Below are 13,200 nucleotides of genomic sequence, written 5' to 3'. Positions count from 1 at the left end.
TCAGACCTCCTCGCGCGCCGCGGCCTCGAGGCCGTCGGTCCACGTGAGCCAGCCGCCGTCGAGGTTGCGGACATCGTGGCCCAGCTGCTGCAGCAGTCGGCTCGCGGTGTGCCCGCGCTGTCCGACCCTGCAGTGCACGATGAGGGGCGCGTCGGGCAGCTCCGAATGACGCTCGCGGATCTCGTCGAGCGGCAGGAGGACGGCGCCGGGGATCGCGCCGGCCTCGTTCTCCTCGGCTGTGCGGACGTCGACCACGACGGCGCCGGCCGCGCGGGCGGCATCCACTTCGTGCCACTGGATCGTGCGGTCGGCTCCCGTCGCGAGGTTCTCGGCGACGTACCCCGCCATGTTGATCGCGTCCTTCGCCGATCCGTACTGCGGTGCGTACGCGAGTTCGAGCTGGGACAGAGCGGATGCCGTGAGCCCGGCCGTCATGGCGACGGCGAGGACGTCGAGCCGCTTGTCGACGCCGGCTCCGCCGACGATCTGCGCCCCCAGGATCAGATCGGTCTCGGGGTCGACGAGCAGCTTCATCGCCATCTGCTCGGCACCCGGGTAGTACGTCGCATGCGAGAACGGGTGGGTGTGCACGACGCGGTGCGCCCGGCCCGCCGCGACGAGCCGGCGCTCGCTCCAGCCGACGAGCCCGACCGTGAGGCCGAGGATGCCGACGATCGTCGTCCCGAGCGCGGGGGTCGCGGGTGCGGTGGCGACGCCGGCGATGTCGTCGGCCGCCGCTCGGCCGTGCCGGTTGGCGAGGCCCGCCATGGTGACGAGGGTCGCGGCGCCGTCGAGGTGGTCGGTCTTCTCGACCGCATCGCCCACGGCCCACACGCCCGGGATGTTCGTGCGGTGCCAGTCGTCGACGGCGATGCCGCCGGTCGGGCCGAGTGCGATGCCCGCGGCCTCGGCGATCCGGACGTCGGGACGCACCCCGCGCGCGTCGACGACGAGATCGGCGGGCACGCGGCTGCCGTCGGACAGGACGACGGCGCCGGCCTCGAGGCGCTCGATCGTGGTCCGGGTGCGGACGTCCACTCCGGCGGTCGACAGCGCACGGTGGACGGGCGAGGCCATCTCGGGGTCGAGGGCGCTCAGCACCTGCGCCCCGCGCTGCACGAGGGTGACCTGCGCGCCGCGGTGCGCGAGGTTCTCGACGGCTTCCACGCCGATGAACCCGCCACCGGCGACGACCGTCCGCGGCGTCCGCAGCCCCGCGAGGACCTCGGTGATCGCATCGACGTCGTCGACGCTGCGCAGGGTCGCGACCGGAACGCCCTCGCCCGGGATGCCGCTGGTCGCCGCCGCTCCCATGGCGAGCACGAGGTCGTCGAACGGCTCGTCCCGTTCGGTGCCGGCATCGAGGTCGCGCACCGTGACGACCTTGGACGCGGCGTCGATCGCCGTCACCTCGTGCCGCACGTGCACGCGCAGCGCGAAGCGCGCGGCGAGCGATGCGGGGGTCTGCAGCAGCAACGACGACCGGTCGGCGATCACGCCGCCGACGTAATAAGGGAGTCCGCAGTTCGCGAAGGAAACGTGCGCGCCGCGCTCGAAGACGACGATCTCCCGCTGTTCGTCGAGACGGCGCAGGCGCGTGGCCGCCGACATCCCTGCCGCGACACCTCCGATGATGATGGTCCGCATGTCCTGATGATACCCCCGGGGGTATCGCTGCGGTCGCCGCATGGGCGGACACCGGGTGTACGTCCGGCAACGTTTGTGTCACCTTCGCACGTGGGGGGTGACTGCACAGGCTGCGAGGGCTAGGTTGGGGAACGACCGGCGGACGTGTCGCCGGCAACAATCAGTAAGGCAGTTCATGAGCGTCAGCGGTACCGTCAAGTGGTTCAACTCGGAGAAGGGCTTCGGGTTCATCGCTCCCGATGAAGGCGGCGCCGACGTCTTCGCCCACTACTCGGCCATCGAATCGTCGGGCTACCGCTCGCTGGAAGAGAACCAGCGAGTTGAGTTCGACATCGCACAGGGCCCCAAGGGTCTTCAGGCGGAGAACATCCGTCCCCTCTGAGGTTTCACACCTCTTCAGTGAGGAGCAGGCGGCGGAGCTCGACCATCGTGTCGACCGCCGCCTGCGCTCCTTCTGACTCGTGGGGCCAACTGAAGCCCCACCGCACGAAGATCACGGGCACGCCGTTCGCCGCGCCCCCGTCGATGTCGTGATGGCGGTCCCCGATGAGGATCGGTCGGCTCGTGTCGACCCCCATCGAGCGCAGCCGCCGCAGTGACTCCGCCACGATGTCCGCCTTCGAGGCGAGGGTCTTCTCGTCCGGGGTCGCGCCCGCCATCGCTTGCATGTGCTCGGCCAGACCGTAGTGCTCCATCAGCGCGACGACCTGGACCTCCGGCTTCGAGCTCGCCGTCGCCTGCGGGATGCCGGCGGCCGAGATGTCCGCGATGAGCTCCCCGACACCCGGGTAGAGCCGCGTGCGGGCCGTGTACCCGTCCTGCTTGCCGAGTGCGCGGTAGTAGGTGACCGCCTCGGACGCCTGCGCCGGGGTCATCCCCACGTTCTTCTGGAACGAGTCGTACATGGGCGGTCCGATCCAGTGGACCAGTTCCGCGCGGGTCGGGGCGGGGTACCCGAAATGACTGAGGCAGCGGTCGAGTCGGCTGAGGATGCCGTCCGATGCATCGACGATGGTGCCGTCCACGTCCCAGAGGATGCAGGACCAGGGGGAGCGTGTCGTCATGCGTCCAGCCTACGGGCGGGTCGGAGCGTCTGACGGACGAGGGTGGCGACCGCGTACGCGAGTGCACCGACGATCACCTTGTCGACGAGCGAGATGGTGATGTTCACGATGCCGATCGCGACCTCGGGGTTCACCCCGCTCATCCCGCTCACGACGTCGCGCAGGCCGTCGAGTCCACGATCGGTGGAGCCACCCAAGTAGAACACCGTGATGGGAACCGCGATCGTCGAGGTGACCGCTGCCACGACGGCACTCAACCCCAGGAAGCGGGGGAGCGAGGCGGCGAGGCGGAATCGGGACGCCCCGAATCCCCAGACGAGTCCGGCGGACACCATCGTCACCGAGAACACCGCGTCGACGAGTTGACCCTTGAGGAGTTCGACGGCGATGAAGAGGACGCCGACGGAGGCGGCCGCCCAGGGGCCCGCGAGGATGGCCACGAGAGCCGTCCCCGCCATGTCGAAGAAGAACACGTCGCCGAGCAGGGGGTTCACGAACTTGCCGGTCGAGTTCAGGAGGACGCCCGCGACGATGACGGCGATCACGCGTCCCGGGGTGCGCCCCACCGCGGGAGGGGGCGGTGTCTCCGTGACCGGCGCCGGAGAGTGGACCGGATCGGTGGCGACGGCCTGCGCCACCCGCGCCTGCCAGGAGGACACCGCAGTGGCGTCCTCGCCGAGCGCCTCCACTATTTCGGCGACGAGGCCGGCGTTGAGCCGACGCCGACCGAGCCGGAACGCATCCGAGATCGTGGTGTGGGCGACGCGCGCCGCCGCGGGATTCGCGCCGGCGGCGATGCGCCGTTCGGTGATCCGGGCGGCCAGTTCGCGGTACGAGACGCCCCTCGCGTCGCGCAGGGTGCGGAGCTCCGAGACCAGCTCGTCGATGCGCGCCGCACTCGTGTCGCTCGTGCCCCCCACACCGTCATCGTAGAGCCGCGGAGGCGCCGAGTCGGACCCCGGGTCACCGACACGGCACCACCGCGGTGAGCGGCACGCGAGCCCGAATCCGCGTGCGGCGACGGCGCCCGGTGACGTGGTGATCTCGTGCTCCCCCCGGAGACGGACCGCCACCGGCGCACCTGCTCGCCGTCCACGGTACGAGCCGCCACCCGGGAACGCGGCGTCGGAACCCATTCCCGGACGATCCCGTACGGACCCGCGGGTAGGCTCGTCGCCGTGCGTCTCGTCATCGCCCGCTGCTCCGTCGACTACACCGGTCGCCTCAACACCCATCTGCCGCCCGCCACCCGCCTCATCATGGTGAAGGCCGACGGCACGGTCGCGTTCCACCGCGACATCCAGCACCAACCGCTCAACTGGATGAGCCCGCCGTGCACGCTGACGGTCATCGAGCCCGGCGAGGACGACGTTGACGTCGTCGAGAAGTGGCGCGTGGCGCACGCCAAGTCGGGCGATGAGCTGACCATCCGGATCTACGAGGTGCTGCACGATTCGTCGCACGAGCTCGGCACCGACCCGGGCCTCGTCAAGGACGGTGTCGAGGCCGATCTGCAGCGGCTCCTCGCGGAGCAGGTCGGCGTCATCGGCGAGAACCTGACGCTCGTGCGCCGGGAGTTCCCCACCGCCATCGGACCGGTCGACCTGCTGCTGCGCAATCCCGAGGGCGGCACCGTGGCGGTGGAGGTCAAGCGTCGGGGCGACATCGACGGCGTCGAGCAGCTCACGCGCTACCTCGAACTGCTGGGGCGCGACCCGCACCTCGCGCCGGTCACCGGCGTCTTCGCCGCTCAGGAGATCAAGCCGCAGGCGAAGGTCCTGGCGGCGGACCGCGGCATCCGTTGTGTCACCCTCGACTACGACGAGATGAAGGGCATCGAGTCGGGAGCTCCGCGTCTGTTCTGACGCCCCTCAATGGCTAGTGCCGCGGGTGCCCGGCAGGGGCTTGGCGGCGCCCGAGGCGAACCCCGACGCGGCGACCAGCGCGGCGATGATGAACAGCGTGTTGAGCAGGCCGATGTGCGTGCTGATGACACCCAGGATCGGCGGCCCGCACAGGAACGCGACGTAGCCGATGGTCGCGGCGGCGCTCACCCGCGCGGCCGCGTGCTCGGGGTCGTCGGCGGCAGCCGACATCCCGAGCGGGAAGCCGAGCGAGGCGCCCACGCCCCAGAGGGCCGCGCCGACGAAGACGAGTGGCAGGTTCGGCGCCAGGATGAACAGCAGGATGCCGACCACGGCCGTGACCGCCAGCACCCGCAGCGTCGCGACGCGGCCGAAGCGGTCGACGAGCGGCCCGCCGAAGACGCGCACGACGGTCATCGCCACGGAGAAGACCGTGAGCGCCGCGGCGCCGAGCGCGACCCCGCCCTCGTGGTCCTCGCTCACGCCGAGGGCCATCCAGTCGTTCGCGCCGCCCTCGGCGAACGCCATGCCGAGCATGACGACGCCCAGAACGTAGGTGCGGGGTTCGCGCCACGCCGACAGAGCAGCCGAGAGGCGGGAGCGCCATCCGCTGGGAGCCGCGTCGGGTGCGCCGAAGTCGCGCTGCGGCACGTAGGCGAAGGCGACGACGGCGAGGACGACGATCGCGACGGCGATCACAGCGGTGTGCGGGAAGACACCGATCCGCGCCCCGGCCACCAGCGCGCCGATGCCGGCGCCGATGACGGTGCCGAGGCTGAAGAAGGCGTGGAACAGCGGCAGGATCGTCTTGCCCACCTCGACCTCGATCGCCGCGCCGTCGACGTTCATGAGCACGTCGAGCGCGCCGTTGCCGAACCCGAAGAGGGCGAGCCCGATGAGGACGAGCAGAAGCGAGGGCATGACGTCGGTGCCGAGGCCGATGAGGAACAGCCCCACGGCGAGGACCAGCATGACCGTCAGCATCCCGCGACGCGTCCCCATGCGGGCGGCGATGACGGAGGAGACCGACAGGCCGAGGATCGACGCGACGCCCATCCCGAGCAGGAGCAGACCGATCGTCGAGTTCTCGATGCCGAGGGCAGCCTTGATCGAGGGCACCCGCGACGCCCACGTCGCGATGCTCAGACCGCTCGCGGTGAAGATCGCGAACACGGCGAGGCGCCAGGTCCACAGGCGGGAGGCGGTGAGGTGCAACGTCATGGCGTCACTCTAGCGGGATCTCCGAATCGATTCGAGAATCGGATACGTGCGGCTACGATCGAAAGATGAGCAGCCGCCGAGCGACGATCTCCGACGTCGCGCGTGAAGCCGGGGTGTCGGCGTCGACGGCATCCGTCGTCTTCAGCGGCAAGGTGTCCGTGTCGGACGCCACCCGCGCCAAGGTGCTCGCGGCGGCCGAGGCCCTCGGGTACACGGGCCCCGATCCGCGGGCCGCGTCCCTGCGCACCGGACGTGCCGGCGTCGTCGCCGTGCTCTTCCGCGAGCGCCTCGCGTCCGCGTTCCGCGACCCCGTCACCGCGGCGATGATGGACGGTCTCACCGATGCGCTCGCGCCCATCGGCGCCGGCGTCCTGCTCCTCCACGACGAGGGACCCGTCGAGTCGGCGCCCACGCTCACGACGGCTCCAGTCGACGCCGCGATCCTGCTCGGGTGCAACGAGATCCTGCAGTCCTCGGTCGACGTCCTGGGGCGACGCGGCATCCCCGTCGTCGTCATCGAGGGCGACGCCGGACCCGACGTGCCGCAGATCCTGCTCGACAACGTCGAAGCCCAGCGCACCGCCGCCGAGCACGTGCGCTCGCTCGGACACGAGCGGGTGGCCCTCGTCACGCTGACGAAGGATGCCACGCGCCCCCGCGGCTTCATCGACGACCCCAGTCGAATCGCCGTCGAGGTCACCCGCGACCGCCTGCGCGGCGCGCGGCAGGTCTACCCCGACGCGCCCGCCTACGCCGTCGGGGCGAGCTCGATCGACGAGGGACTCGCAGCCGGTCGCGTCCTGCTGCAGGGGGAGCGGCCCACGGCGATCATCGCGCAGAGCGACCTGCTTGCCGCCGGCGTCATCCGCGCGGCCGAGGAGGCAGGTTTGCGTGTCCCCGAGGACCTCAGCGTGACGGGTTTCGACGGCATCACGGTCGACGGGCTCGCGCCGTACGCCCTGACGACGCTCGTGCAGGACGCGATCGCGAAGGGGCGCGCCGCGGGCGAGGCCGTCGTCGCGATGCTCGAGGGGCGGGACCCGGCATCCCTCACCCTCACCTGCACATTCCGACGCGGGAACACGACCGGTCCGGTACCCGCCTGACCTGGGAACCCGCCGGGCGCCGGCTGGTCGTCAGCCGGTAGACTGGAGTCCTCGACCCCCGCGAGTGCACAGAGGAGGCCAGGTTGCTGATCCTCCTCGCGGCGTTCGCGCTCGTGCCCCTCCTCCTTCCGGCACTCGTCGCGCGCCTCGGGTCACGCACCTTCCTCGTCGCGGCCATCGTGCCGATCGCCGCCTTCGTGCACACGGCCTGGCAGACGCCCGCCGTGCTCGCCGGGGATATCCCGTTCGAGACATACACCTGGATCCCGGATCTCGCGGTGCAGGTGTCGATGCGGATGGACGTCCTGTCGTGGGTGATGTCCCTCATCGTCACCGGCGTCGGCGCCCTCGTGATGATCTACTGCCGCTGGTACTTCGCCGGCAAGACCGAGGGCCTCGCGACGTTCTCGGCGGTGCTGCTCGCCTTCGCCGGGGCGATGTACGGGCTCGTGCTGACCGACGACATCGTCGTGCTCATCATGCTCTGGGAGGTCACGAGCGTCCTCTCGTACCTGCTCATCGGCTTCTACCACCGGCGCGGCGCGAGCCGTCGTGCCGCGCTGCAGGCCCTGCTGGTGACGACTCTCGGCGGGCTCGTCATGCTCATCGGCGTCGTCATGCTCGTCGTCCTCTACGGCACGACGAGTATCGCGACGATGCTCGAGACCGGCCCGGTCTTCGAGGGCGGCCAGGCCGTCGCCTTGAATGCCGCGATCGTGATGCTGCTCGTGGGCGCGCTCAGCAAGTCGGCCATCTTCCCGTTCCACTTCTGGCTGCCCGGCGCCATGGCCGCGCCGACCCCGGTGAGCGCCTACCTGCACGCCGCCGCCATGGTGAAGGCGGGCATCTACCTCATCGCCCGCTTCGCACCTGCCTTCGCCGACACCGACCCGTGGCGTCCCATCGTCATCGGACTCGGTGTCTTCACGATGCTGCTCGGCGGCTTCCAGGCGCTGCGGGAGTCCGACCTCAAGCGCATCCTCGCCTTCGGCACCGTCAGCCAGCTCGGCATGCTGACGGTCGTCCTCGGGTACGGCGAACGCAACAGCGCGCTCGCCGGTCTCGCGCTGCTCGTGGGGCACGCCCTCTTCAAGTCGGCACTGTTCCTCGTCGTCGGCGTCATCGACCGCCAGCTCAGCACCCGTGACATCGCGGAGCTCTCGGGCGTCGGTCGGCAGGCGCCCACCCTCGCGACCTTCTCGATCATCGCGATCGCCTCGATGGCGGGGGTCGCCCCGACCGTCGGCTTCGTCGCGAAAGAGGCGGCGCTCACCTCGTTCCTCGAGGGCGGCACCGAGACGGCGGCCCTCATCCCGCTCATCGGCATCCTCCTCGGTTCGGCGCTGACGGCGGCGTACGGCATCCGTTTCGTGTGGGGTGCGTTCTGGACGAAGAAGGATGCCGCCGGCGCCCCGCTCGAGCGCACCGAGTGGCCCGACCCGCCGATCGGCTTCCTCGTGGCCCCCGTCGTGCTGAGCGGTCTCACGATGGTCGCCGGCGTCGCGGCGCCGCTGGTCGACGCGGCGATCGCCGGGTACGCCGACGGCATCCCGCTCGAAGAGGGCGGCAAGGAGTACCACCTGGCCCTCTGGCACGGGTGGGAGCCGGCGCTGTTCCTGTCGCTCGGCTCGATCGCGCTCGGAGCGCTGCTGTTCTGGTTCACCCAGCGGCGCCCGCTGAAGGCGCGTGTCATGCCGTTCACGGCGAACGACGTCTACAACCTGTCCCTGCGCGGCATCGCCCGCGTCTCGGTCTGGACCACCTCGCTCACCCAGCGCGGCTCGCTGCCGTTCTACGTGGGCACGATCTTCGTCGTGTTCGTCGCGGCGGAGGCCACGGCGCTACTCGCCGGTACGGAATGGCGCATCGCGGTCGACGCGTGGCAGAGCCCGGCCCAGCTGCTGGCGGCACCGGTCATGATCCTCGCCGGTTTCGTCGCGATCCGCGCCCGTAAGCGCTACACCGGGGTCGTGCTCGTCTCGGTGACGGGGCTCGGCATGGTGCTGCTGTTCGCGACGAGCGGTGCCCCCGACCTCGCGCTCACGCAGATCCTGGTCGAGACCGTGACCCTCATCGCCTTCGCCCTGGTGCTGCGCCGCATCCCCGCCCGTCTCGGCGACCACAACGCCTCGGTGCTGCCGGTGGTCCGGGCCGTCATCGGCATCGGTGTCGGCGTCACGATGGCGGCGATCGCCCTCATCGCCACGGGGGCCCGCGTCGCCGACCCCGTCTCGGGTCCGTTCCCCGACCTGGCCTACGAGATCGGACACGGCAAGAACGTGGTCAACGTCACCCTCGTCGACCTCCGCGGCTGGGACACGATGGGGGAGCTCTCGGTGCTCATCCTCGCCGCGACGGGTGTCGCCTCGCTCGTCTTCGTCACGAACCGCTCCGACAGCCGCGTCCTGCCGTCGATGCCGACCAGCACGGGTCGCAGCCGCCGTCCGCTCGTCGAGACGGCCGATGGCCCGCGCCCGCGCTCGACGGCGCCCGGCTCGACCCGGCAGGCCTGGCTCGTCGGCGGGCTGAAGGTCAAGCCCGAGAACCGATCGCTGCTGCTCGAGGTGATCGTCCGCATCCTCTTCCACTCGATCATCGTCGTGTCGGTCTACCTGCTCTTCGCCGGTCACAACCTGCCCGGCGGCGGCTTCGCGGGCGGCCTCGTCGCGGGCATGGCCCTCGTGATGCGCTACGTGGCGGGCGGACGGTGGGAGCTCGGTGCCGCCGCGCCCACCGATGCCGGTCGCCTGCTCGGTGCGGGCATGGTCCTCGCGCTCTCGTGCGCGATCGTGCCCCTGTTCTTCGGCGCCGCACCGCTGACCAGCACCTACTGGGAGGCCGAACTGCCGCTCCTCGGCGAGGTCGAGTTCGTGACCTCGACGATCTTCGACGTCGGCGTCTACCTCGTCGTCATCGGACTCGTCCTCGACGTGCTGCGGTCGCTCGGCGCCGAGGTCGACCGGCAGACGCAGGCGCAGCGGGAGCGGGTGACCGCATGACCGTTTCGCTCGTCCTCGTCATCATCATGGGGGTGCTGTTCGCCGCCGGGGTGTACGCGATGCTCGAGCGCAGCCTCACGCGCGTCCTCATCGGCTTCCTGCTGCTCGGCAACGCCGCCAACCTCTTCCTGCTCGTCGTCATGGGCGCCCCGGGAGTCGCACCCTTCTACGGCAGCGCCGGCGAGGGGGAGTCCTTCAGCGACCCGCTGCCGCAGGCGCTCTCGTTGACCGCCATCGTCATCACGTTCGCGATCTCGTCCTTCCTGCTCGCCCTCATCTACCGCTCCTGGCAGCTCGGTCAGGCCGACACCGTCACCGACGACGAGGCCGACCGCGAGGTGCGCGAGCGCGGCGCCCGCGACGAGGAGACGATGGACGACGAGATCACGGACGAGGACGACGACGCCACGACCGACTTCATCGGGACGGAGACCTCGCCCATCGTGATCCTCCACGCGCAGGACATCGCCGAACTGCGCGACGACGCCCCGACGGACACCCCGGGAGGCCCGCGATGACCGCGCTCGTCCCCCTCCTGGTCACCCTGCCGCTGCTCGGCGCGGGGATCGCGCTGATCTTCGGCCGCCGCCGCCGCGTGCAGGTGGGCGTCTCGATCGTGACCCTCACGGTCGCCGCCGCCGTCGCGGCCGTGCTGCTGTACTACGTGGATGTCAGCGGGATGCCGCTGGCGGTGTCGGTCGGCGGATGGCCGATCCCGTTCGGCATCGTGCTGTACGTCGACCGCCTCGCGGCGCTGCTGGTGCTCGTCTCGAGCATCGTGCTGCTCGCGGTCCTGCTCTTCTCGGTCGGCCAGGGTGCGGCCGACGGCGACGAGGAGACGCCGGTCTCGATCTTCCACCCGTCGTACCTGATCCTCGCGGCTGGCATCTTCAACGCGTTCATCGCGGGCGACCTCTTCAACCTCTACGTCGGGTTCGAGATCCTGCTGGTCGCGTCGTACGTGCTCATCACGCTCGGATCCACCGAGTCCCGCATCCGCACCGGCGTCGTCTACATCGTCGTGTCGCTCGTCTCGTCGATCCTCTTCCTCGCCGCGATCGCCGCCATCTACGGCGCGCTCGGCACCGTGAACATGGCCCAGCTGGCCGACCGGATGGGAGAGCTCCCCGACGAGGTGCAGCTCGTCCTCCACCTGATGCTGTTGCTCGCCTTCAGCATCAAGGCGGCGGTCTTCCCGCTGTCGTTCTGGCTGCCCGACTCGTACCCGACCGCGCCGGCGCCGGTCACGGCGGTGTTCGCGGGCCTGCTGACGAAGGTCGGCGTCTACGCGATGATCCGCACCGAGACGCAGATCTTCCGCGACAACGACGTCAACCAGCTGCTGCTGATCGTGGCGCTCGCCACGATGGTGGTCGGCATCCTCGGCGCCGTCGCGCAGGCCGAGCTCAAACGTATCCTGTCGTTCACGCTCGTCAGTCACATCGGATACATGGTCTTCGGACTCGCGATCGCGACCCCGGAATCCCTCGGCGCGACCGTCTACTACATGGTCCACCACATCGTCGTGCAGACGACCCTGTTCCTCGCGGTCGGACTCGTCGAGCGCCGGGCCGGCTCCACGTCGATCCTGAAGGTGAAGGGGCTTATGAAGGCGGCGCCGGTGCTCGCCGTCCTCTACTTCATCCCCGCCATCAACCTCGGCGGTCTGCCGCCGTTCTCGGGCTTCATCGGCAAGTACGCGCTGTTCAACGCGGCCGCCGAGGTCGGCACGCCGATCATGTACGCCCTCATCGTCGCGGGTATCGTGACCTCGCTCCTGACCCTCCTGGCGCTGATGCGCGCGTGGAACCTCGCATTCTGGCGCGAGGAGGAGGACCACACCGAGGAGTCCGGCGTCATCGACCGCATCTCGTACCTGGGCGACGCGCCCGCCGCGGGCGTGCAGACGGAGCGTCGCGTGATCCCGCGGATCATGACGGCGTCCACGACGGGCATGGTGGCCGTCACGATAGCCCTCACCGTCTTCGCCGGTCCGATCTACCACCTGTGCGCGAGCATGGGTGCGTCGCTGCTCAACCCCGTGACCCTCACCCAGCTGCAGGACGAGGTGAACGATGGGAACTGACGTCAAGCGCAGCGCGCTGACCGGGATCTGGCGGCAGCTGCCGTTCTTCCTCTGGCTCATCGCACTCTGGATGCTGCTGTGGGGTCAGTTCACGGTGCTCGCCTTCCTCACCGGGACCGTCGTCGCCGTGTTCGTGACGAGCGTCTTCCGTCTGCCGCCCGTCGAGCTGTCCGGCCGCCTCAACCCGTGGTGGCTGCTCGTCTTCCTCGTGCAGTTCCTGGGCGCCGTCGTGAAGGGCTCACTCGTCGTGGCGTGGCAGGTCGTCCGGCCCGGCCGGCAGCCCGGCGTCTCGGTCGTCGCGGTGCCCCTCGTGACCGACGACGACCTGATCATGGCGCACGTCGGGGTCACGGCATCCCTCATCCCCGGTTCCCTCGTCCTCGAGACCGACCGCGACCGCCGCATCCTCTACCTGCACGTCCTCGGGGCCGCGACGGATGCCGAGGTCGACGCGCAGCGGCGGATGGTGCAGCGCTGGGAGGCGCGGATCGTGCGGGCCGTCGGCTCGCCCGCCCAGCTCGAGGCGATCCGCGCGTCGGGCGCCGGCGGCGCCGAGATCCGCACCCGCGTGAAGGAGGAGCGCCCGTGACCACCGCCCTCATCGTCGTCATCTGCGCCGTCTTCGGCGTCGCCGCCCTGCTCACGGTCTGGCGGATCATCGTCGGGCCCTCGATCCTCGACCGCGCCGTCGCCTCCGACGTCCTGCTGACGCTCCTCATCTGCGCGCTCGGCGCCGAGATGGCGATTAACCATCACACGCGGACGCTTCCCGTGCTGCTGATCGTCGCGGCCGTCGGCGTGTTCGGGTCGGTCTCGATCGCGCGGTTCGTCGCCCGCCGGGACGGAGCCGAGCGATGACCGAGATCGTGCACGTCGTGTCGCTCGTCCTCATCCTCGGGGGGGCGCTCCTGTGCCTGACGGCCGCGATCGGACTGCTGCGCTTCCGCGACGTGCCGACCCGCCTGCACGCGGCGACCAAGCCGCAGGTGCTCGGGCTTCTGTTGATCGCCATCGCGGTGGGGATCGAGCTGCAGTCGTGGGCGGTCGTCGCCTTCCTCGTGCCCGTGCTCGTCATCCAGTTCGCGACGGCGCCGCTGTCGGCCCACATGGTCGGGCGCCAGGCGTACCGCAACGGCACCATCGACCGGCGGACCCTGCACGTCGACGAGCTCGCCGACGCGAAGGAGACCCCGCCCGGCGCGGGCGGCTGAG

13 protein-coding genes are annotated in these 13,200 nt (G+C 70.4%); 9 read left to right on the top strand and 4 right to left on the bottom strand.

All coding sequences use genetic code 11. From position 1 onward, the window contains the following. Nucleotides 1–1,647, bottom strand: coding sequence for an FAD-dependent oxidoreductase (locus Q9S71_RS04780; protein WP_311860887.1), 1,647 nt, complete (start codon nucleotides 1,645–1,647; stop codon nucleotides 1–3). Nucleotides 1,648–1,822: 175 nt separating this feature from the next. On the opposite strand from Q9S71_RS04780, the gene Q9S71_RS04775 reads away from it, so the two are divergent. Further along, entirely contained in the window at nucleotides 1,823–2,029 is a 207-nt protein-coding gene (locus tag Q9S71_RS04775; RefSeq protein ID WP_064002832.1) for a cold-shock protein, read from the top strand. A gap of 4 nt (nucleotides 2,030–2,033) precedes the next feature. Here Q9S71_RS04775 and Q9S71_RS04770 read toward each other — a convergent pair whose 3' ends face one another. Further along, nucleotides 2,034–2,711, bottom strand: a complete 678-nt coding sequence (locus tag Q9S71_RS04770) for an HAD hydrolase-like protein (protein ID WP_064002833.1) — start codon at nucleotides 2,709–2,711, stop codon at nucleotides 2,034–2,036. After that, nucleotides 2,708–3,631, bottom strand: a complete 924-nt coding sequence (locus tag Q9S71_RS04765; RefSeq protein ID WP_311860883.1) for a helix-turn-helix domain-containing protein — start codon at nucleotides 3,629–3,631, stop codon at nucleotides 2,708–2,710. Before Q9S71_RS04765 ends, Q9S71_RS04770 begins: the two co-directional genes overlap by 4 nt. A gap of 258 nt (nucleotides 3,632–3,889) precedes the next feature. Here Q9S71_RS04765 and nucS point away from each other — a divergent pair, with 258 nt between their 5' ends. After that, nucleotides 3,890–4,576 (top strand): endonuclease NucS, encoded by a 687-nt coding sequence (nucS, locus tag Q9S71_RS04760; protein WP_311860882.1) that lies wholly within the window; start codon nucleotides 3,890–3,892, stop codon nucleotides 4,574–4,576. Between the two features lie 6 nt (nucleotides 4,577–4,582). On the opposite strand, the gene Q9S71_RS04755 is transcribed toward nucS, so the two are convergent. Next, the gene (locus tag Q9S71_RS04755; protein ID WP_311860880.1) at nucleotides 4,583–5,797 is read right to left on the bottom strand and encodes an MFS transporter; all 1,215 of its coding nucleotides are present in this window, start codon (nucleotides 5,795–5,797) and stop codon (nucleotides 4,583–4,585) included. 65 nt (nucleotides 5,798–5,862) lie between these two features. On the opposite strand from Q9S71_RS04755, the gene Q9S71_RS04750 reads away from it, so the two are divergent. The 7 genes from Q9S71_RS04750 to mnhG all read left to right on the top strand — a co-directional run bounded on the left by Q9S71_RS04750 (nucleotide 5,863) and on the right by mnhG (nucleotide 13,199). Next, nucleotides 5,863–6,903, top strand: coding sequence for a LacI family DNA-binding transcriptional regulator (locus tag Q9S71_RS04750; protein ID WP_311860879.1), 1,041 nt, complete (start codon nucleotides 5,863–5,865; stop codon nucleotides 6,901–6,903). Between the two features lie 83 nt (nucleotides 6,904–6,986). After that, nucleotides 6,987–9,902 carry a Na+/H+ antiporter subunit A gene (locus Q9S71_RS04745; RefSeq protein WP_311860877.1) on the top strand — a complete coding sequence of 972 codons (2,916 nt, stop codon included), beginning with the start codon at nucleotides 6,987–6,989 and terminating at the stop codon, nucleotides 9,900–9,902. Further along, nucleotides 9,899–10,420, top strand: coding sequence for a Na(+)/H(+) antiporter subunit C (locus Q9S71_RS04740; protein ID WP_064002838.1), 522 nt, complete (start codon nucleotides 9,899–9,901; stop codon nucleotides 10,418–10,420). Before Q9S71_RS04745 ends, Q9S71_RS04740 begins: the two co-directional genes overlap by 4 nt. After that, nucleotides 10,417–11,988, top strand: a complete 1,572-nt coding sequence (locus Q9S71_RS04735) for a Na+/H+ antiporter subunit D (protein WP_311860875.1) — start codon at nucleotides 10,417–10,419, stop codon at nucleotides 11,986–11,988. The genes Q9S71_RS04740 and Q9S71_RS04735 overlap by 4 nt, the downstream gene beginning before the upstream one ends. Then, nucleotides 11,978–12,577 carry a Na+/H+ antiporter subunit E gene (locus Q9S71_RS04730; protein WP_311860873.1) on the top strand — a complete coding sequence of 200 codons (600 nt, stop codon included), beginning with the start codon at nucleotides 11,978–11,980 and terminating at the stop codon, nucleotides 12,575–12,577. The genes Q9S71_RS04735 and Q9S71_RS04730 overlap by 11 nt, the downstream gene beginning before the upstream one ends. After that, nucleotides 12,574–12,846, top strand: a complete 273-nt coding sequence (locus tag Q9S71_RS04725) for an MrpF/PhaF family protein (RefSeq protein WP_217528955.1) — start codon at nucleotides 12,574–12,576, stop codon at nucleotides 12,844–12,846. Before Q9S71_RS04730 ends, Q9S71_RS04725 begins: the two co-directional genes overlap by 4 nt. Next, nucleotides 12,843–13,199, top strand: a complete 357-nt coding sequence (gene mnhG, locus Q9S71_RS04720; protein WP_311860871.1) for a monovalent cation/H(+) antiporter subunit G — start codon at nucleotides 12,843–12,845, stop codon at nucleotides 13,197–13,199. The genes Q9S71_RS04725 and mnhG overlap by 4 nt, the downstream gene beginning before the upstream one ends. The last annotated feature ends 1 nt before the right edge of the window (nucleotide 13,200 follow it).

This window comes from Microbacterium gawkjiense (assembly GCF_031932225.1).
Taxonomy (GTDB): Bacteria; Actinomycetota; Actinomycetes; order Actinomycetales; family Microbacteriaceae; genus Microbacterium; species Microbacterium gawkjiense.
The sequence above is the reverse complement of the archived record's forward strand: the minus strand, read 5'-3'. Positions and strand labels throughout refer to the sequence as shown.

What these genes read in the sequence shown, in the direction of transcription:
- Q9S71_RS04780 (WP_311860887.1), bottom strand. Translation starts at nt 1,647, where the DNA reads ATGCGGACCATCATCATCGGAGGTGTCGCGGCAGGGATGTCGGCGGCC.
- Q9S71_RS04775 (WP_064002832.1), top strand. Translation starts at nt 1,823, where the DNA reads ATGAGCGTCAGCGGTACCGTCAAGTGGTTCAACTCGGAGAAGGGCTTC.
- Q9S71_RS04770 (WP_064002833.1), bottom strand. Translation starts at nt 2,711, where the DNA reads ATGACGACACGCTCCCCCTGGTCCTGCATCCTCTGGGACGTGGACGGC.
- Q9S71_RS04755 (WP_311860880.1), bottom strand. Translation starts at nt 5,797, where the DNA reads ATGACGTTGCACCTCACCGCCTCCCGCCTGTGGACCTGGCGCCTCGCC.
- Q9S71_RS04750 (WP_311860879.1), top strand. Translation starts at nt 5,863, where the DNA reads ATGAGCAGCCGCCGAGCGACGATCTCCGACGTCGCGCGTGAAGCCGGG.
- Q9S71_RS04740 (WP_064002838.1), top strand. Translation starts at nt 9,899, where the DNA reads ATGACCGTTTCGCTCGTCCTCGTCATCATCATGGGGGTGCTGTTCGCC.
- Q9S71_RS04735 (WP_311860875.1), top strand. Translation starts at nt 10,417, where the DNA reads ATGACCGCGCTCGTCCCCCTCCTGGTCACCCTGCCGCTGCTCGGCGCG.
- Q9S71_RS04730 (WP_311860873.1), top strand. Translation starts at nt 11,978, where the DNA reads ATGGGAACTGACGTCAAGCGCAGCGCGCTGACCGGGATCTGGCGGCAG.
- mnhG (WP_311860871.1), top strand. Translation starts at nt 12,843, where the DNA reads ATGACCGAGATCGTGCACGTCGTGTCGCTCGTCCTCATCCTCGGGGGG.